Source organism: Bacteroides sp. (genome assembly GCF_052357945.1).
Classification (GTDB): domain Bacteria; phylum Bacteroidota; class Bacteroidia; order Bacteroidales; family Bacteroidaceae; genus Bacteroides.
Genome location: NZ_DAWCXD010000028.1, coordinates 1 through 20,370, shown reverse-complemented (window position 1 = coordinate 20,370; position 20,370 = coordinate 1). Strand labels below are relative to the sequence as shown.

Genomic DNA, 20,370 nt, shown 5'->3' with positions numbered 1-20,370 from the left:
GTGATGGGAGCCGCCCTTACTTTTTACACGGCATAATAACACACAACCTCAACCCCATTCTCTTAAAATGAGAAAATTTCTCATTTTAAGAGAATTATCTAAAACTATTCGTATCTTTGCCATGTTCTATAGAATAGACAACTTAATATAAAAACAATATGATAATCAATTTTACAGTAGGCAACTATCGTTCGTTCAAAGACAAAAAGGTTTTGAGCATGGAAGCTACCGCTATTAAGGAATTGCATGAATCTGTTATAGAAAAAGAAGGATATAGACTACTTCCATCAGCTGTTATTTATGGAGCTAACTCAAGTGGAAAAAGTAATTTATTGAAGGCAATTGGTAAGTTTAGAGACATCGTAAATTCTTCTTCTAAATTGAATTCGACAGATAAATTAGGTATTACTCCTTTCTTATTAAACCAAGAAACAGCCAAAGAACCATCATTTTTTGAAATGGAATTACTGATAGATAACCAAACATATACGTATGGTTTTACTGCAGACAATCTGAAGGTTTATGAAGAATGGTTATATACAAAAGAGGGAAAAGCGAAAAAGGAAAAATGCTTATTTGTTCGTACGGAAGAAGGAATCGGAATAGCTGACGATTATAATGAAGGTAAAGGTTTAGAAGAAAAGGTACGTGACAATGGACTATTTTTATCGACAATTGATTCTTTTAATGGTGAAGTTGCAAAAAAAATTATTCACAAAATTGATAGTTTTTTAGTAATATCAGGCATTAACCATGAATCTTGGTCTGGATTTACAAATGATATGTGTAACAATAAAAATCCAAATCTTAGCTTCAAACAAAAAATTCAAGACTTCTTAAACTCTATGAATGCAGGATTTAACAGATTTGAACTTCCCGAAGATGAAAAATTGGCAAAAGAAATCAAAGCATACACCATACATAATTTATATAATGAACAGGGAGAAATCATTGGAGAAACCCGTTTTTCTATGAAAGAGCATGAATCATCAGGAACCAACAAACTATTTGATTTAGCAGCCTTAGTTATTAGTCAGTTAGCGTTCGGAGATTCACTAGTTGTAGACGAACTCGATTCGAAGCTTCACCCACTGCTAACTCAACATATTATTAAACTTTTTAATAACCCCGAAACGAATCCCAAGGGTGCCCAATTAATATTCGCCACCCACGACACTAATTTACTGAATGTTAAAACATTCCGTAGGGATCAAATTTGGTTTACGGAAAAAGATCATTCGGAAGCTACCGACCTCTACTCATTAGCTGAATTCAGAGAACCGGAAGGAAACAAGATTCGGAAAGATCGTAGCTTTGAAAAGGATTATATCAACGGACGTTACGGTGCAATTCCATATATTAAAGATTAATACACTATGAGTAGACTGCTGCCGAAACATCGGTTTGAGGAAATAAAAAAAGAACAAAGACAGGCTAAACTGGATAAAAAAAGAAAAGTAGCAGTACGCAATGTATCTGTTAGTTTCCTTATCGTATGTGAAGGCGAAAGAACTGAACCTAACTATTTCAGGGCTTTAATCAAAGACCGTTATTCGGATATTCGTGAGGTCACAATTGAAGGTAAGGGTCAGGGGACAGTCAGTCTTATCAAAGAGACCATGGCTATTCGTGATAAATCCAATAAAGAGTTTGACAGGGTATGGGCTGTTTTTGATAAGGATGACTTTAATGATTTCAATGATGCAATACAGCTTGCAAAAAAGAATCATATTCTTTGTGCATGGTCTAATGAGTCATTCGAACTTTGGTATTATCTACATTTTCAATATTTGGATACCGGCATATCCCGTTCTCAATACATTGAGAAAATAGAAAGGGAAATCCAAAATAGAACAAATGATTCAAACTACCGATATAAAAAGAAATCACCGGAAACTTTCGACATATTACAACGTATAGGAGATGAATCATTAGCTATCAAACACGCTCAACGCTTAAGAGAATCATTTTCGGGAACAGATTATGCAGTTCACAAGCCTTGTACTACTGTATATGAGCTAGTAGAAGAGCTAACTCATCCTGAAAAGTTATTATGATCATAACGTAACTATATATTAAGAAGGGCGGCTTCCGTAATGGGAGCCGCCCTTACTTTTTACAATTAACAAAAATCTAAAACCTATTGATCCAATAACATCTAATTAGTTCTACTTATTTCTTCGTGAATTTATATACCGCGAACGTAGTGGGTTCCAGTTCGGTAGTAAACACGTTGCCTTCAATAGATACCGGAGTTTCCTGCGGAACGATGGCAAAAGGTTGTTCAAGTGTATTATCCTTATCCAAATCAAGCGAACGAAGTTTGATACAACGGCCATTAGACAGTACATCTTGTTTTTTCAATCCTTCAAAAATCAAGGAAATTGGCTGTGCTGTGGCGGAAGTATTGGCAACCTTTACAATCAGTTCATTCTTATCCTTATCGTAAACAGCACTGGCAAAGAGTCCGTTCTGCCCTTCGGCTCCCGTTACATTTTTCTTATTCATGGTAAGGGGAAGCACATTTGTTCCTTTATTCTGCGCATACAGTTGTTGTACATAATAGCTAGTGGTACGCACAGAGTTCAGGTTATCGAACCAAATCATATCAGGACGCCATTGCCATCCTTCCACATGAGCGAAAAGCGGAGCATAGGTAGCCATGTGAACGATGTCAGCATTACGTTCCAATCCGGTCATAAAAGCAGCCTCTAGCAAAGCAGCATGGTAATGATTCCATTTCTTTCCTTTTCCATGGCAGGCATATTCACCGGCAAATACTTTCGGACCTTTACGGTCGTAGTTGTCATAGCGGGCGCCTTGAGCCAGAAACCAGCTTTCAGGACGATAGAAATGTTCGTCCACCAAATCAACTTTCAGACGTTTCATTTCAGGCCACAGATAATCAAAATCTTTTCCTTCGGAATTCGGACCGGAGCTACCTACTATTTTGATTTCCGGGTGAGCTTTACGAATGGCTTTGATAAACGGTTCGAGACGTTCGGGATATTCTTTCCCCCATTGTTCGTTACCGATACCGATAAACTTCAGGTTAAACGGAGCAGGATGTCCCATATCGGCACGTACTTTTCCCCACGTAGTATTCACGTCTCCATTAGCAAACTCAATCAGGTCGAGTGCATCCTGAATATAGTTATCCAAATCACAAACTGCTACGTGAGCTTTCGGATCATTATTCTGATATTGGCAGGAAAGTCCGCAATTCAGAATCGGCAGAGGTGCCGCACCCATTTCTTCAGACAGCAGGAAATATTCGTAGAATCCCAATCCATAGCTTTGGTAATAATCAGGGAAAAATCGGTGAGTAAAAGTATATTGCCAACGATTTTCATTTAAGGGACGGTTTTCTACCGGACCAACTGATTTTTTCCAGTCGTAACGAGTTTCCAAGTCGGTACCTTCTACGATGCAACCACCGGGAAAGCGGAAGACTCCGGGATGAATATCCGCCAATGCTTGTGCCAAATCTTTACGAAGCCCATTTTCATGTCCTTTCCAGGTATCAACCGGAAAAAGGGAGACGTGCTCCAAATCTACTGTTCCTTTGGAGGTAAGGAAAATACGGAGTACGGATTTCGGATGAGTACTGCCGGGCTTCAAGATTATCTGGTATTTTTTCCAGTCCTTAGAATCAATCGTAAGATTCCCTGCAACAAGTGCCTGACGTTCGCCCATTGATTGGGTATCTACAAGTTCGATTCTCAATGTTTCTTTTGTACTTCCTTGCGGCAAACGCGCCCAAACAGAGAAACGATACTCCTCTCCCTTCTTGACACCGATGCCGAAGAAACCTTCGTTATCCAATCCGGTATGCTTATGTGCGTGTCCGGGGTCGGAAAGGCGCACATAATGCGGATTACGCTCAAAAGGACCATCGTTCATTAATGACACTTTTCCATACGTTTTCCATCCCATCAGGTGTTGTGGAAACTCAAAGGAACGATTCTTCACCAGTTCGGCATAAAGTCCGCCGTCGGCAGCGTAGTTGATGTCCTCAAAAAAGAGTCCATACATAGTAGGTTGGATTTCTGCACCCAGCTTCTTCGTCTGTATCACCAACTCATTGGTTTGCGCATGAAGGGCAAGGTTAGTAGACAAGGCTAATACTGCCAATAAATTTGCGTATCTTCTCATGGTTCTCAATAAAAAATTATATATAGTTAAAATGCAAAGATAATCAGATTCTCTATTTTCTCCGTACCCAAATTTATCATTAATAGGTGTTTATCGGTCAAAAAGGATCAAATTCCATTCATTTGCACAATTTTCCATCCGCATCTGATATTTATAATACGAAACCAGATTAAAAAGCACCTATTTGCACGCTCTATTATATGAAAAACAAACGGATGGAAAGCGTACATTTATATATATAATTAAGGTGTATGGAAAATCATAAAATACACCATTTATGCTGCACAACATATAAGAGTGTATTTGATACACCAAACGAAAGTGTTACTTTTACACCCAAAATAAGATAAGCATCTCATTTACATTAAAAATAAAACCATGAAAAAACATTTTCTACTTGCAGGATTTGCCGCGCTGATGCTGGCTGCGTGCAATAACAAGCCGGCTTCCGAGCTGACCTTGTCCGGTCTCGACCCGGTAAAATTTCAAACAGAAGTGAACAATGCCCAAACAGCTCTTTATACCTTAAAGAACAAGGCAGGTATGGAAGTATGCATCACTAACTTCGGAGGACGTATCGTGTCTGTCATGGTACCCGATAAGAACGGTAAGATGCAGGATGTAGTTTTAGGTTTTGACAGCATTGCTGACTATATTAATGTACCCAGCGACTTTGGTGCTTCTATCGGACGCTATGCAAACCGTATCAATCAGGGTCGTTTCGCATTGGACGGTGATACCATCCAACTGCCGCAAAACAATTTCGGCCACTGCCTGCATGGAGGTCCGAAAGGTTGGCAATACAAAGTTTATGAAGCTAATCTGATTGATCCGACAACGTTGGAACTGACACTTGTCTCACCGGACGGAGACGAAAACTTCCCGGGAAATGTAACAGCTAAAGTGACCTATAAACTAACTGAAGACAACGCTATCGACATTAAATATAGCGCAACTACCGATAAAAAGACGATCATCAATATGACCAACCATTCTTACTTCAACCTGGCTGGTGATCCGTCAAAAGCTTCAACTGACAACATACTGTATGTGAACGCAGACTATTATACTCCGGTAGACAGTACTTTTATGACTACAGGCGAAATCGCTCCGGTAAAAGACACTCCGATGGACTTCACCACTCCGAAAGCGGTAGGTAAAGAGATCAACAATTATGATTTCGTTCAACTGAAGAACGGAAAAGGGTATGACCACAACTGGGTGCTCAACACTAAGGGAGATCTTTCTCAAGTAGCAGCCAAACTAACTTCACCTGAAAGCGGCATCACTCTGGAAGTATATACCAACGAACCGGGTGTACAGGTTTACACAGGAAACTTCCTTGATGGAACCGTAACCGGAAAGAAAGGTATCGTTTACAACCAACGTGCTTCTGTCTGCCTGGAAACACAACACTATCCAGATAGCCCCAACAAGGCAGACTGGCCTTCTGTTGTACTGGAACCGGGACAAACTTATAATAGCGAATGTATTTTCAAATTCGGTATAGAGAAATAATTTAATATCAAAAGAACAAAAGCAGAATAAGATGAACTGGAATTCACACGAGTTTATATGGATCGACTGGGTAATCATCGTAGTCGGTATTTTAGCAGTCACATGGGCGGTATGGCGTTCGATACAGAAAGACAAGCGTTTGCAACAAGGCGCTAACAGTGAAGATTATTTGTTTGGTAAAGGGGAACCCTGGTATATCATTGGGGCAGCTATCTTCGCTGCCAATATCGGTTCGGAACACCTTGTAGGACTTGCCGGCACAGGAGCTAAATCCGGAGTAGGTATGGCACACTGGGAAATGCAGGGATGGATGATCCTTATTTTAGGTTGGCTTTTCGTACCGTTCTATCAGCTGATGAACGTGAAGTTAGGAAAAATCATCACGATGCCCGACTTCCTGAAATATAGATATACTCCTGCTACAGGTTCATGGTTGTCTATCATTACCCTCATAGCATACGTATTAACCAAAGTTAGCGTAACAGCATTTACCGGAGGTATCTTCATGGAAAGTCTTCTCGGATTGCCATTCTGGTTTGGTGCTATCGGCCTGATCGTTCTTACGGGAATCTTCACGGTTCTGGGTGGTATGAAAGGAGTAATGACATTGTCTGCTATCCAGACTCCGATACTTATTATAGGTTCGTTCCTTGTACTTTTCTTAGGATTGTCGGCACTTGGAGCCGGTAGTATCAGCGACGGTTGGACTCACATGATAGAGTATGCCAAGACACTTAATATAGGAACAGACGGAGTTGCTCACGGCACAAACCACATGTTCCACTTTGAGACAGGCGACCCGATGTATGATGACTATCCAGGTTTCTGGGTATTTATCGGAGCATCCATCATCGGATTCTGGTACTGGTGTACTGACCAGCATATCGTTCAACGTGTGCTTGGACAACGTAAAGGTGAATCCAGCGAAGAGGTAATGAGACGTGCACGTAGAGGTACTATCGCTGCCGGTTATTTCAAGATTTTGCCTGTGTTCATGTTCTTGATACCGGGTATGATAGCTGCTGCATTGTCGGCACGTCCGGAAAGCGGTTTCGTACTGGATAATCCTGATACAGCTTTTGGTTCAATGGTTAAGTTCGTATTGCCTGCCGGTGTAAAAGGTATTGTTACTATTGGCTTTATTTCGGCATTGGTGGCTTCATTGGCAGCATTCTTCAACTCTTGCGCTACCTTGTTTACTGAAGACTTCTACAAGCCGATGTTCAAGGACAAAAGCGAAGCAACTTATGTGTTGGTAGGTCGTATCGCTACTATTGTTGTAGTAATTTTGGGTATTGTATGGATACCTATCATGCAGAGCCTGGGTAGTCTTTATGATTATCTGCAAGGCATCCAGTCATTGCTTGCTCCTGCGATGGTGGCTGTATTTGCCCTCGGTATATTCTCTAAAAAGATTACGCCTAAGGCAGGTGAAACAGCCATGATAGTAGGTTTTATCATCGGTATGGTACGTTTGCTGACCAATATCCTCACGAATACAGGTAAAGATGTGATGTCCGGATGGTACTGGGAATGTACTGCCTGGTTCTGGCAGACAAACTGGCTGATCTTCGAAATATGGCTGCTCGTATTCCTGATCGTACTGATGGTTGTTGTTTCATTCTTCACTCCTGCACCTACTGCCAAGCAGATAGAGGCTATCACCTTTACTGATGACTATAAGACACTCATCAAGCAAAGCTGGAACAAGTGGGATGTTATCACCTCTATCGGTGTAGTAGTTCTTTGCGCATTATTTTATATATACTTCTGGTAATACCCTGATATGAATAAGTATTATAGTACCAATCCTACTTTCTATGTCGGCATCGACTGTATTATTTTTGGTTTCTCCGAAGGAGAAATCAGCCTGCTCCTGTTGAAGAGAAACTTTGAGCCGGCAATGGGTGAATGGTCACTGATGGGAGGATTCGTGCAGAAAGATGAAAGTGTAGACGATGCCGCCAAACGTGTATTGCATGAGCTTACCGGACTGGAAAACGTTTATATGGAGCAGGTAGGAGCTTTTGGAGCTGTCGAACGTGATCCGGGTGAACGGGTAATCTCCGTAGCTTACTATGCATTAATCAATATTAATGAATACGACCGGAAACTAGTTCAGAAGCACAACGCTTACTGGGTGAATATGAACGAACTTCCTCCACTCATTTTCGACCATCCTGAAATGGTGGAAAAAGCACGGGAACTGATGAAGCAAAAAGCATCCGTGGAACCTATCGGATTCAATCTGCTTCCGAAACTCTTTACGTTGTCTCAACTGCAAAGTCTATATGAAGCTATTTACGACGAACCGATGGATAAACGGAATTTCCGTAAAAGAGTAGCTGAAATGGATTATATAGAAAAGACTGATAAAATTGATAAACTGGGTTCCAAACGAGGGGCTGCCTTGTATAAGTTCAACGGCAAGGCTTACCGCAAAGACCCGAAATTTAAAATCTAATCATTATGCTGGAAGAACTAAAAGAAAAAGTATTTCATGCCAATCTCGAATTGGTAAAGCATGGATTAGTCATCTTTACCTGGGGCAATGTTTCTGCTATCGACCGTGAAAGCGGGCTGGTAGTAATCAAGCCCAGTGGTGTAAGTTATGATGACATGAAAGCCGAAGATATGGTAGTAGTGGATTTGGATGGCAAGGTCGTTGAAGGACGACTGAAGCCATCCTCGGATACTCCTACTCACGTAGTACTTTACAAAGCATTTCCGGAGATTGGCGGAGTGGTTCATACTCACTCTACTTATGCTACTGCCTGGGCACAGGCGGGATGCGACATTCCGAACATCGGAACGACTCATGCGGATTATTTCCATGATGCCATTCCCTGCACAGCGGATATGACAGAAGCGGAAGTGAAAGGTGCTTACGAGCTGGAAACCGGTAATGTGATAGTGAAACGTTTTGAAGGATTGAATCCTGTACATACACCGGGAGTATTGGTAAAAAATCACGGTCCTTTCTCTTGGGGAAAAGACGCGCATGATGCCGTACACAATGCTGTGGTTATGGAACAGGTGGCTAAAATGGCAAGTATCGCTTATGCGGTAAATCCCAATTTAACAATGAATCCGTTGCTGATAGAGAAACATTTCAGCCGCAAGCATGGTCCGAATGCTTATTATGGACAATAATCAATTAAAAAGTAACAATTAAAAATTAAAGCAATAACATTATGAACGCATTTGATCAATATGAAGTATGGTTCGTAACAGGAGCACAGCTTTTGTACGGAGGTGACGCAGTAATCGCAGTAGACGCACACTCTAATGAAATGGTTAACGGATTGAACGAATCCGGTAAACTCCCTGTAAAGGTGGTATACAAAGGAACAGCTAATTCTTCTAAAGAAGTGGAAGCTGTTTTCAAAGCAGCCAATAATGACGAAAAGTGTGTCGGTGTTATCACTTGGATGCATACGTTCTCTCCTGCTAAAATGTGGATTCACGGCTTGCAACAGTTGAAGAAGCCTTTGTTGCACCTGCATACTCAATTCAACAAGGAAATTCCTTGGGATACAATGGACATGGATTTCATGAACCTGAACCAGTCTGCTCACGGTGACCGCGAATTCGGACATATCTGTACCCGTATGCGTATCCGTCGTAAAGTAGTGGTAGGTTACTGGAAAGAGGAAGAGACTTTGCATAAGATTGCCGTTTGGATGCGTGTTTGTGCCGGTTGGGCAGATTCACAGGATATGCTGATTATCCGTTTCGGCGACCAGATGAACAACGTAGCTGTAACCGATGGTGATAAAGTGGAAGCTGAACAACGTATGGGTTACCACGTAGATTACTGTCCGGTAAGCGAATTGATGGAATATCACAAGGATATCAAAAATGAAGAGGTAGATGCATTGGTAGCTACTTACTTTAAGGAATACGATCACGATGCTTCTCTGGAAGATAAATCAACTGAAGCTTACCAGAAAGTATGGAATGCCGCTAAGGCTGAACTGGCTATACGTGCTATCCTGAAAGCCAAAGGTGCCAAAGGATTTACTACCAACTTCGACGATTTGGGCGACATTGAATACAATGGTTTCGATCAAATCCCGGGTCTTGCTTCACAACGTCTGATGGCGGAAGGTTACGGGTTCGGTGCTGAAGGTGACTGGAAATCGGCTGCTCTTTACCGCACTGTATGGGTAATGAATCAGGGTCTTCCTAAAGGCTGTTCATTCCTGGAAGATTACACACTGAATTTCGACGGTGCTAACAGCTCTATCCTTCAGTCACACATGTTGGAAGTCTGCCCGCTTATCGCCGCCAACAAACCTCGCCTGGAAGTACACTTCCTCGGTATAGGGATCCGCAAGAGTCAGACTGCACGTTTGGTCTTCACTTCAAAAGTAGGTACAGGCTGCACTGCTACTATTGTAGATATGGGTAACCGTTTCCGTCTGATCGTGAACGACGTAGAATGTATCGAGCCGAAACCGCTGCCTAAGTTGCCGGTTGCTTCTGCTCTCTGGATTCCGATGCCAAACCTTGAAGTAGGTGCAGGTGCATGGATTCTGGCTGGTGGAACTCACCACTCTTGCTTCTCTTACGACCTGACAGCAGAATATTGGGAAGATTATGCTGAAATCGCAGGTATCGAAATGGTGCATATTAACAAGGATACTACGATCAGCTGCTTCAAGAAAGAACTGCGCATGAACGAAGTGTATTACATGTTGAATAAAGCACTTTGCTAAAAACAATTATTCAAGTTTCGCATGGCTTAATTATTTCGTTAGGTTTTTGCGAAACTTGTTTTTTTAGAATGATCGTTATACCTTAAAATATTGATTTCAACATGAAATTAGATGCAAAATCAACCATCGAGGCAGGTAAAGCTATTCTTGGTATAGAACTCGGTTCTACACGAATAAAAGCTGTCTTGATCGACCAGGAAAACAAGCCTATTGCTCAAGGTAGCCACACTTGGGAAAACCAGTTAGTCGACGGACTTTGGACGTATAGCATTGAAGCTATCTGGTCAGGGCTGCAAGATTGCTATGCCGATCTTCGTACTGACGTAAAGAATGCATACGGCATAGAGATCGAGACTCTGGCTGCCATCGGTGTCAGCGCTATGATGCATGGTTATATGCCATTCAACAAAAAAGAAGAAATCCTCGTGCCTTTCCGCACTTGGAGAAACACTAATACAGGTCGCGCAGCGGCTGCTTTATCCGAACTATTTGTCTATAATATCCCTCTGCGTTGGAGCATTTCCCACTTGTATCAGGCTATTTTAGACAATGAATCACACGTTAATGAAATCGACTTCCTGACCACTCTGGCAGGTTATGTGCATTGGCAGATCACAGGCGAAAAGGTGTTGGGAATAGGCGATGCATCAGGTATGCTTCCTATAGATCCAACTACTAACAACTATTCTGCTGAAATGGTGGCTAAGTTCGACAAGCTGATTGCTTCGAAAGAATATAGCTGGAAGCTACAGGATATTCTGCCTAAAGTATTATCGGCAGGTGAAAATGCAGGTGTCCTCACACCGGAAGGTAGCAAGAAGCTCGACGCATCGGGTCATTTGAAAGCAGGAATACCCGTTTGTCCTCCGGAAGGAGACGCCGGCACCGGTATGGTTGCAACCAATGCTGTGAAACAGCGCACCGGAAATGTATCGGCAGGTACTTCTTCATTCTCTATGATTGTATTAGAGAAAGACTTGTCCAAGCCATACGAAATGATCGACATGGTTACAACCCCTGACGGAAGCCTCGTAGCCATGGTACATTGCAATAACTGTACTTCCGATCTCAATGCATGGGTCAACCTGTTTAAAGAATATCAGGAACTTCTGGGTATACCTGTAAATATGGATGAAATCTACAGCAAACTCTACAATATCGCACTTACCGGTGACACAGATTGCGGAGGACTCCTTTCATACAACTATATTTCAGGCGAACCTGTAACAGGACTTGCCGACGGAAGACCTTTATTTATACGCTCTGCTAATGACAAGTTCAACCTGGCCAACTTTATGCGGACTCACTTATACGCTTCAGTAGGCGTTCTCAAGATTGGTAATGATATCCTATTCAACGAAGAAAAAATCAAAGTAGATAGAATTACAGGTCACGGAGGATTATTCAGAACAAAGGGAGTAGGTCAAAGAATCCTTGCAGCAGCCATCAACTCTCCTATTTCTGTGATGGAAACAGCCGGTGAAGGTGGTGCCTGGGGTATTGCCTTGTTAGGTTCTTACCTCGTGAACAACGAAAAGAAACAATCTCTTGCCGACTTCCTGGATGAAAGTGTATTTGTCGGAGATGCCGGTGTCGAGGTATCACCCACGCCCGAAGATGTAGCTGGTTTTAATACATACATCGAAAACTATAAGGCAGGATTGCCTATTGAGGAAGCAGCGGTCAAATTTAAATAAGCCTCATCACGAGTGCTTTCTCTGCTTTTTCTTCTCATAATCATTTAAGTATTAACATAAAACATCCTCATCCCCTCTCCTCTTTTGGAGAGGGATAAGGGGAGACTATTATCATGAAAACCACCTCGTTCATACTTGCACTTGTCCTGTCCACCTCACTGGCTAAAGCACAAAACGCTCCACAGGTGTCTTACTTCCCTTTACAGAACGTGAAACTATTGGATAGCCCGTTCCTGCAAGCCCAACAGACTGATTTACACTATATACTAGCCTTAAACCCCGACCGTCTGCTCGCTCCTTTTCTACGCGAAGCAGGGTTACAACCTAAAGCTCCCAGCTACACCAACTGGGAAAATACCGGATTGGACGGACATATCGGCGGACATTATCTATCCGCCCTCTCCATGATGTATGCCGCTACCGGAGATACTGCCGTCTACAACCGTTTAAACTACATGCTGAATGAGTTGCACCGTGCACAGCAAGCTGTAGGTACAGGATTCATCGGAGGAACTCCGGGAAGCCTCCAACTTTGGAAAGATATAAAAGCAGGAAAAATCCGTGCCGGAGGTTTCGACCTTAACGGCAAATGGGTACCTCTATACAACATACATAAAACGTATGCCGGATTGCGGGATGCTTACTTGTATGCAGGAAGCGATCTGGCACGTAAAATGCTGATTGACCTTACAGACTGGATGATTGACATCACTTCCGGTTTGAGCGACGAACAAATGCAGGATATGCTTCGCAGCGAACATGGCGGATTAAATGAGACTTTCGCTGATGTGGCTGAAATCACAGGCGACAAGAAATATCTGGAACTGGCCCGCCGTTTCTCCCACAAACTTATCCTCGACCCGCTTATCAAAGATGAAGACAAGCTGACAGGTATGCACGCCAACACACAGATTCCCAAAGTGATCGGTTACAAACGAATTGCCGAACTTTCGCAAGATGACAAAAGTTGGAGTCATGCTGCTGAATGGGATCATGCCGCCCGTTTCTTTTGGAATACGGTAGTCAATCACCGTTCCGTCTGCATCGGAGGAAATAGCGTCCGTGAACATTTCCACCCATCTGACAATTTTACGTCCATGCTGAACGACGTTCAAGGACCGGAGACTTGTAATACTTACAACATGCTCCGCCTTACTAAAATGCTTTACCAGAATTCTCACAATCCCAACAATACACAGGAGCCTGATCCCAACTACGTAAACTATTACGAACGTGCGCTTTACAATCACATTCTTGCATCGCAGGAACCGGACAAAGGTGGTTTTGTATACTTCACTCCCATGCGTCCAGGACATTACCGTGTTTACTCGCAACCGGAAACATCTATGTGGTGTTGTGTCGGTTCAGGCTTGGAGAATCATACCAAATACGGTGAATTTATCTATGCACATCAGAAAGATACGCTCTATATCAACCTCTTCATTCCCTCGCAACTAACCTGGAAAGAGCAAGGCGTAACTTTGACACAGGAAACCCGGTTTCCTGACGACGGTAAGGTAACTTTGCGAATAGATGAAGCGCCTAAGAAAAAACGTACTTTAATGATACGCATCCCGGAATGGGCTAACCAATCCAAAGGTTATAGCATTAGTATCAATGGGAAAAGAAAAATATTCATTATGGCAAAAGGTAATCAGTATCTTCCTCTCTCCCGCAAATGGAAAAAAGGAGATGTCATTACTTTCAACTTGCCTATGAGAGTCAGCATGGAACAAATTCCTGACAAGAAAGACTATTATGCTTTCTTATATGGCCCTATCGTTCTTGCAGCTTCCACAGGCACTGAACACCTCGATGGTTTATATGCCGATGACAGTCGCGGCGGACATATCGCCCATGGCAAACAGATTCCTTTGCAGGAAGTTCCGATGTTGATAGGAAATCCCGATTCCATCCGTAAGTCTCTTCACCAAAAACAAGGCAGCCGGATCGCTTTCAGCTACAACGGAGATGTTTACCCTGCACAAGGCAAAGCATTGGAGTTTGTTCCCTTCTTCCGCCTGCATAATTCCCGCTATGCCGTTTATTTCCGGCAGACAAGCGAAGAGCAGTTCAAAGCCATTCAGGAAGAAATGGCAACGGCTGAACGAAAAGCAACCGAATTAGCTAATCAAACCATTGATCTTATCTTCCCCGGCGAACAGCAGCCGGAATCCGACCATGGCATCCAATATGAGCAGGCAGAGACCGGAACGAATAAAGACCGCCACTTCCGTCGTGCCAAAGGTTGGTTCGGCTATCAACTGAAAGTAAAAGAAGAAGCAAGCCACATACTGATTACAATACGGAAAGATGACCGTAACAAAGTGGCTATTCTACTGAATAACGAAAAGTTGGCTGTTAATCCGACGATCAGTGAAGCAGATAAAGATGGCTTTATCACCCTTTCTTATATCCTGCCTCAAAAACTGAATACAGGTAGCTGTCCAATACGTTTCATCCCTGACGGAACGGAATGGACACCTGCAATTTACGAAGTGCGTTTACTAAAATAAACGTTAAAAAAAAATAACCATCATCAAAATCAAACATCTATATAATCATTAAACAAATACCATTTATGAGAGCAAAACTATTAGTCAGCACGGCCTTTCTGGCAGCATCAGTATCTCTTTCCGCGCAAAAGAGTGCTACCATAACCGTATATGCCGACCAAGGCAAAGAAATTATCCCGAAAGAAATCTACGGTCAGTTTGCCGAACACCTGGGTTCATGTATCTACGGTGGTCTTTGGGTAGGCGAAAAGTCAGATATACCCAATATCAAGGGATACCGTACAGATGTATTCAATGCATTAAAAGACTTGGCTGTTCCCGTTCTACGCTGGCCGGGTGGCTGCTTTGCCGATGAGTATCATTGGATGGACGGCATCGGTCCGAAAGAAAACCGTCCGAAGATGGTGAATAACAACTGGGGCGGAACAATTGAAGATAACAGTTTCGGTACACATGAGTTCCTGAATCTTTGCGAAATGCTGGATTGTGAACCTTATGTAAGTGGAAATGTAGGTAGCGGTACCGTAGAAGAACTCGCCAAATGGGTGGAATACATGACCTCCGACGGGGACTCTCCCATGGCCAATCTTCGTCGTAAGAATGGTCGTGACAAAGCATGGAAACTCAAATATCTGGGAGTAGGAAATGAAAGCTGGGGCTGTGGTGGCAGTATGCGTCCGGAATATTATGCAGACTTATACCGTCGTTATTCTACTTATTGCCGTAACTATGACGGCAACCGTCTGTTCAAAATTGCCAGTGGCGCAAGTGACTATGACTACAACTGGACAGACGTATTGATGAATCGTGTAGGACATCGCATGCAGGGACTTTCTCTCCACTATTACACCGTAACCGGATGGAGCGGCAGCAAAGGAGCAGCCACTCAATTCAACAAGGATGACTATTATTGGACAATGGGTAAATGCCTGGAAGTGGAAGATGTGCTCAAGAAGCATTGCGCCATCATGGATAAATATGACAAGGACAAAAAGATCGCTCTTTTACTCGACGAATGGGGAACCTGGTGGGATGAAGAACCGGGAACCATCAAAGGACACCTATATCAGCAGAATACATTGCGCGATGCTTTCGTTGCTTCTTTAAGCCTTGACGTATTCCACAAATATACAGACCGCCTGAAGATGGCAAACATCGCACAGATTGTCAATGTACTTCAATCCATGATTCTAACGAAAGACAAAGAAATGGTGCTCACTCCTACTTATTATGTCTTCAAGATGTATAAAGTACATCAGGATGCCACTTATCTTCCCATCGACCTGACTTGCGAAAAAATGAGTGTACGTGATAACCGCACCGTTCCGATGGTAAGCGCCACAGCTTCCAAAAACAAGGATGGAGTGATCCACATTTCTCTATCCAATGTAGATGCTGACGAAGCACAGGAAATCACCATCAATCTGGGTGATACGAAAGCAAAAAAAGCAGTTGGAGAGATTCTGACCTCTGCAAAACTGACCGATTACAATTCTTTTGAAAACCCCAATATTGTAAAACCGGCACCTTTCAAAGAGGTAAAAATCAATAAAGGTACAATGAAGGTAAAACTTCCTGCTAAGTCCATTGTTACTTTAGAGTTACAGTAATTTTAGGGCAATTACTTATTGTATCACAAACAAGAAGACCGTAAAATTGTCGATAAAAAAGATAGCTCTTTTGGATTGTTAAATCCACATAAAGAGTTATCTTTGCGAACAATCTGACAGAAATCAATTAAATTTTAATGATATGAACGATAACAAACTTATGAATCGTGCAGCGGATAACATCCGTATTCTTGCTGCTTCAATGGTTGAGAAAGCCAATTCCGGTCACCCGGGTGGCGCCATGGGTGGTGCTGATTTTGTAAATGTACTCTTCTCTGAGTTTCTAGTATACGATCCTGAAAATCCCCGTTGGGAAGGACGTGACCGCTTCTTCCTGGACCCGGGGCATATGTCTCCGATGCTTTATTCTACACTAGCATTGACAGGTAAATTCACTTTGGACGAACTGAAAGAATTCCGTCAATGGGGAAGTCCTACTCCGGGACATCCTGAAGTGGACATCATGCGTGGCATTGAAAACACTTCCGGTCCGTTGGGACAAGGACACAGTTTCGCTGTGGGTGCTGCCATCGCTGCCAAATTCCTGAAAGCCCGTTTCAACGAGGTGATGAATCAAACAATCTATGCTTACATCTCTGACGGTGGTATCCAGGAAGAAATCTCTCAAGGTTCCGGACGTATTGCCGGTGCACTGGGATTGGACAACCTGATTATGTTCTATGACTCCAACGATATCCAGCTTTCTACCGAAACGAAAGATGTAACCGTTGAAGATACTGCCATGAAATATGAAGCATGGGGATGGAACGTACTTAGCATCAACGGTAATGATCCTGACGAAATCCGCGCAGCAATCAAAGAAGCACAGGCTGAAAAAGAACGCCCGACACTGATTATCGGTAAAACGGTTATGGGTAAAGGTGCACGCAAGGCAGACGGCAGCAGCTATGAAGCCAACTGCGCTACACACGGTGCTCCTCTCGGTGGCGACGCTTATGTAAATACAATCAAGAATTTGGGTGGTGATCCAACTAACCCGTTCGTTATATTCCCGGAAGTAGCCGAACTGTATGCAAAACGTGCAGAAGAGCTGAAGAAAATTGTAGCTGAAAAATATGCTGCAAAAGCTGCATGGGCGAAAGCAAACCCGGAACAAGCTGCCAAACTGGAACTTTTCTTCTCGGGCAAAGCTCCGAAAGTGGACTGGGCTGCTATCGAACAGAAAGCTGGTAGCGCTACCCGTGCTGCATCTGCCACTGTACTGGGCGCACTTGCCACACAAGTAGAAAACATGATCGTTGCTTCTGCCGACCTTTCTAACTCTGACAAGACTGACGGTTTCCTGAAAAAGACTCATTCTTTCAAGAAAGGTGATTTCAGCGGAGCATTCTTCCAGGCAGGTGTATCTGAATTGTCAATGGCTTGTATCTGTATCGGTATGTCTTTACACGGTGGTGTAATCGCTGCTTGCGGTACATTCTTCGTATTCTCCGATTACATGAAACCTGCCGTACGTATGGCTGCTTTGATGGAACAACCGGTGAAATTCATCTGGACACACGACGCATTCCGCGTAGGTGAAGACGGTCCTACTCACGAACCGGTAGAACAGGAAGCACAAATCCGCCTGATGGAAAAACTGAAGAACCACAAGGGACACAACTCTATGTTGGTACTTCGTCCGGCCGATGCAGAAGAAACAACTATTGCATGGAAACTTGCCATGGAAAATATGTCTACTCCGACAGGATTAATCTTCTCTCGCCAGAATATTGCCAACTTACCGGCAGGAACTGATTACGAACAGGCAGCTAAGGGTGCTTATATCGTAGCAGGCTCTGACGAAAATCCGGATGTAACCCTGGTGGCTTCAGGTTCTGAAGTTGCTACATTGGTAGCCGGTACAGAATTGCTTCGCAAAGATGGCGTAAAAGTACGCATTGTATCTGCTCCGTCTGAAGGTCTGTTCCGTAACCAACCGAAAGAATATCAGGAAGCTATCCTTCCGGCAGATGCGAAGATCTTCGGTATGACTGCCGGTCTGCCTGTCACTCTTCAAGGTCTGGTAGGTTACCACGGTAAAGTTTGGGGACTGGAATCTTTCGGTTTCTCTGCTCCTTACACTGTGTTGGATGAGAAACTTGGATTTACTGCCGAGAACGTATATAACCAAGTAAAAGCAATGCTCTAATGAAAACAATCGGATTAGCATGCGACCATGCCGGTTTTGAACTGAAAGAATATGTTCGCGGCTGGCTGGAAGTAAAAGGCTGGGCTTACAAGGATTTCGGAACTAACTCTACCGCTAGCGTAGACTATCCGGATTATGCTCATCCGCTGGCCCTTGCAGTGGAATCGGGAGAATGTTATCCCGGTATCGCTATCTGTGGCAGTGGAAACGGAATCAATATGACGCTGAACAAGCACCAGGGAATTCGTGCTGCTCTCTGCTGGAATGCAGAAATTGCGCACTTGGCTCGTCAGCACAACGACGCTAATGTTCTGGTCATGCCGGGACGCTTCATCAGCACTGAAGAAGCGGATATGATTTTGACAGAGTTCTTCTCTACAAAATTTGACGGTGGTCGCCATCAGAACCGTATTGATAAGATTCCGGTAAAATAAAGCTTGAAGATAAATCAAATAGGTGTAAAGCTGTTCTTCTTTTTGAAGGGCAGCTTTATTTTTATGTAAATATCACATAAACCAATGAAATAAGCTCCATCCTTGCATATCATCTAAAAAACAAACCGGCAATAAACTGATAACAGAAATAACCGCAAACAACAAACTTCAGCAAAGTTCCCAATATGAATCCGATTAATGAGCCGAATCCGGATTTAAGTGCCTGAGAAAATTCCTTATTTCCCAATAGCTCACCAATCACAGCTCCGAGGAAAGGCCCGAGAATAATGCCCCAAGGTAAAAAAAGAAGTCCGACTAGCGTTCCGATGATACATCCCCAGTTTCCCCATTTACTACCGCCACTATACTTACTCCCGAGCATTGGCGAAAAATAATCTAACACCTGCAAAACAGCTACAATCAATAACCAAACGATCAATTGTGTCGTAGTATATTCCACCTTATCCGTGAAATGGAGAATGACTAATCCCAAATAAGCAATGGGAGGACCGGGAAGAAACGGAAGGATACAACCAGCTAACCCAGCTATCATACAAAGGGCACTGATCACAATCAAAATAATGTCCGGCATAGTCTATACATTTTAATATCTGCACAAAAATACAGTAACTTTCAGTAAATACAAGTTAACATCAATAATTATTTTCCCTCCCTTCACCATTATTTCACAATGAATCTGTCAGGAAGCATTTCCCTATATTTTTCAAGTGGTATGTTCGGTTGCCATTCGGCTGTTCTGTTTATCACATCCGTGAGATACTCAAATAGATTCACTTTATGCAACAAAAAACGCAAAATTCAAATAAGTTCTCTTTCCCCTGACTATATATTCATAGAATATGCAATAAACTCAAAACGTTGCAAATTTCCGTCCTCATTTGCCCTGTTTACATAAATAAAAACTATCTTTGCGTTTCAGAATCCCGAAAGACGAAAAGAAATGGAGCAAATAGACAACCTAAAAGAGCTTATCAATCAGGGGGATGTGGACACAGCGATTAAGCAATTGGACCAGCTTCTCCAGGACAATTCTGTCGAAAAAGAGAAAGATACTCTTTACTATTTACGGGGAAATGCCTACCGAAAGAAAGGAGATTGGAAGCAGGCACTGGACAACTACCAGTGTGCCATTGAGGTCAATCCGGACAGTCCTGCCGTTCAGGCCAGAAAGATGGCAATAGATATCCTCAACTTCTACCACAAGGATATGTTCAATCAATAAAAGAGATGTATAATCAATAACCGTACTCAAAGATAACGTAATAAATAAAGATTATGGCAAAAATCAAAGGAGCAATCGTAGTCGACACGGAGCGTTGCAAAGGATGCAACCTGTGTGTAGTGGCGTGTCCGCTCGATGTAATCGCCCTCAATAAAGAGGTAAACATGAAAGGCTATAACTATGCCTGGCAAGTGAAGGAAGATACCTGTAACGGATGCAGCTCGTGTGCAACGGTTTGTCCGGACGGATGTATTTCAGTGTATAAAGTAAAAGTAGAATAAAAGAAAAGAATATGGCAGAAGAAGTTGTATTAATGAAAGGAAA

General features: G+C 42.8%; 16 protein-coding genes. 14 read left to right on the top strand and 2 right to left on the bottom strand.

Features of this window, described 5'->3' with window-relative positions:
* Positions 1–158 precede the first annotated feature (158 nt).
* Positions 159–1,370, top strand: coding sequence for an AAA family ATPase (locus ACT8YW_RS08040; protein WP_444104597.1), 1,212 nt, complete (start codon positions 159–161; stop codon positions 1,368–1,370).
* Between the two features lie 6 nt (positions 1,371–1,376).
* Entirely contained in the window at positions 1,377–2,057 is a 681-nt protein-coding gene (locus ACT8YW_RS08035) for an RloB family protein (RefSeq protein WP_118418621.1), read from the top strand.
* 115 nt (positions 2,058–2,172) lie between these two features.
* Here the strand turns inward: ACT8YW_RS08035 and ACT8YW_RS08030 are convergent, their stop codons facing one another.
* Positions 2,173–4,155 carry an alpha-L-arabinofuranosidase C-terminal domain-containing protein gene (locus ACT8YW_RS08030; protein ID WP_444104596.1) on the bottom strand — a complete coding sequence of 661 codons (1,983 nt, stop codon included), beginning with the start codon at positions 4,153–4,155 and terminating at the stop codon, positions 2,173–2,175.
* A 378-nt stretch (positions 4,156–4,533) separates the two neighbouring features.
* On the opposite strand from ACT8YW_RS08030, the gene ACT8YW_RS08025 reads away from it, so the two are divergent.
* From ACT8YW_RS08025 to rpiB, 10 genes are all read left to right on the top strand, one after another.
* Positions 4,534–5,673, top strand: coding sequence for an aldose epimerase family protein (locus ACT8YW_RS08025; RefSeq protein WP_175353553.1), 1,140 nt, complete (start codon positions 4,534–4,536; stop codon positions 5,671–5,673).
* A 31-nt stretch (positions 5,674–5,704) separates the two neighbouring features.
* Complete coding sequence (locus ACT8YW_RS08020; RefSeq protein ID WP_008999165.1) at positions 5,705–7,450, top strand: sodium:solute symporter; 1,746 nt, start codon at positions 5,705–5,707, stop codon at positions 7,448–7,450.
* Between the two features lie 9 nt (positions 7,451–7,459).
* On the top strand, positions 7,460–8,137 hold the full coding sequence (locus ACT8YW_RS08015; RefSeq protein ID WP_175353555.1) for an NUDIX hydrolase: 678 nt from the start codon (positions 7,460–7,462) through the stop codon (positions 8,135–8,137).
* Positions 8,138–8,142: 5 nt separating this feature from the next.
* Positions 8,143–8,826, top strand: a complete 684-nt coding sequence (locus ACT8YW_RS08010; RefSeq protein WP_004297457.1) for an L-ribulose-5-phosphate 4-epimerase — start codon at positions 8,143–8,145, stop codon at positions 8,824–8,826.
* Between the two features lie 41 nt (positions 8,827–8,867).
* Positions 8,868–10,394 (top strand): L-arabinose isomerase, encoded by a 1,527-nt coding sequence (gene araA, locus ACT8YW_RS08005; protein ID WP_004297456.1) that lies wholly within the window; start codon positions 8,868–8,870, stop codon positions 10,392–10,394.
* A gap of 101 nt (positions 10,395–10,495) precedes the next feature.
* Positions 10,496–12,091: a xylulokinase gene (locus ACT8YW_RS08000; RefSeq protein WP_444104595.1), complete on the top strand. Its 1,596-nt coding sequence runs from the start codon at positions 10,496–10,498 to the stop codon at positions 12,089–12,091.
* Positions 12,092–12,204: 113 nt separating this feature from the next.
* Positions 12,205–14,607, top strand: a complete 2,403-nt coding sequence (locus tag ACT8YW_RS07995) for a beta-L-arabinofuranosidase (protein WP_444104594.1) — start codon at positions 12,205–12,207, stop codon at positions 14,605–14,607.
* Positions 14,608–14,672: 65 nt separating this feature from the next.
* Complete coding sequence (locus ACT8YW_RS07990) at positions 14,673–16,217, top strand: alpha-N-arabinofuranosidase (RefSeq protein ID WP_444104593.1); 1,545 nt, start codon at positions 14,673–14,675, stop codon at positions 16,215–16,217.
* Positions 16,218–16,359: 142 nt separating this feature from the next.
* On the top strand, positions 16,360–18,369 hold the full coding sequence (locus tag ACT8YW_RS07985; RefSeq protein ID WP_444104592.1) for a transketolase family protein: 2,010 nt from the start codon (positions 16,360–16,362) through the stop codon (positions 18,367–18,369).
* Complete coding sequence (gene rpiB, locus ACT8YW_RS07980; RefSeq protein WP_004309178.1) at positions 18,369–18,803, top strand: ribose 5-phosphate isomerase B; 435 nt, start codon at positions 18,369–18,371, stop codon at positions 18,801–18,803. Before ACT8YW_RS07985 ends, rpiB begins: the two co-directional genes overlap by 1 nt.
* 109 nt (positions 18,804–18,912) lie before the next feature.
* On the opposite strand, the gene ACT8YW_RS07975 is transcribed toward rpiB, so the two are convergent.
* Positions 18,913–19,395 carry a DUF456 domain-containing protein gene (locus tag ACT8YW_RS07975; protein WP_444104591.1) on the bottom strand — a complete coding sequence of 161 codons (483 nt, stop codon included), beginning with the start codon at positions 19,393–19,395 and terminating at the stop codon, positions 18,913–18,915.
* A 369-nt stretch (positions 19,396–19,764) separates the two neighbouring features.
* On the opposite strand from ACT8YW_RS07975, the gene ACT8YW_RS07970 reads away from it, so the two are divergent.
* Both ACT8YW_RS07970 and ACT8YW_RS07965 read left to right on the top strand, forming a co-directional pair.
* Complete coding sequence (locus ACT8YW_RS07970; RefSeq protein ID WP_444104590.1) at positions 19,765–20,046, top strand: tetratricopeptide repeat protein; 282 nt, start codon at positions 19,765–19,767, stop codon at positions 20,044–20,046.
* 53 nt (positions 20,047–20,099) lie between these two features.
* Positions 20,100–20,327, top strand: a complete 228-nt coding sequence (locus ACT8YW_RS07965; RefSeq protein ID WP_004297419.1) for a 4Fe-4S dicluster domain-containing protein — start codon at positions 20,100–20,102, stop codon at positions 20,325–20,327.
* Positions 20,328–20,370: the final 43 nt, after the last annotated feature.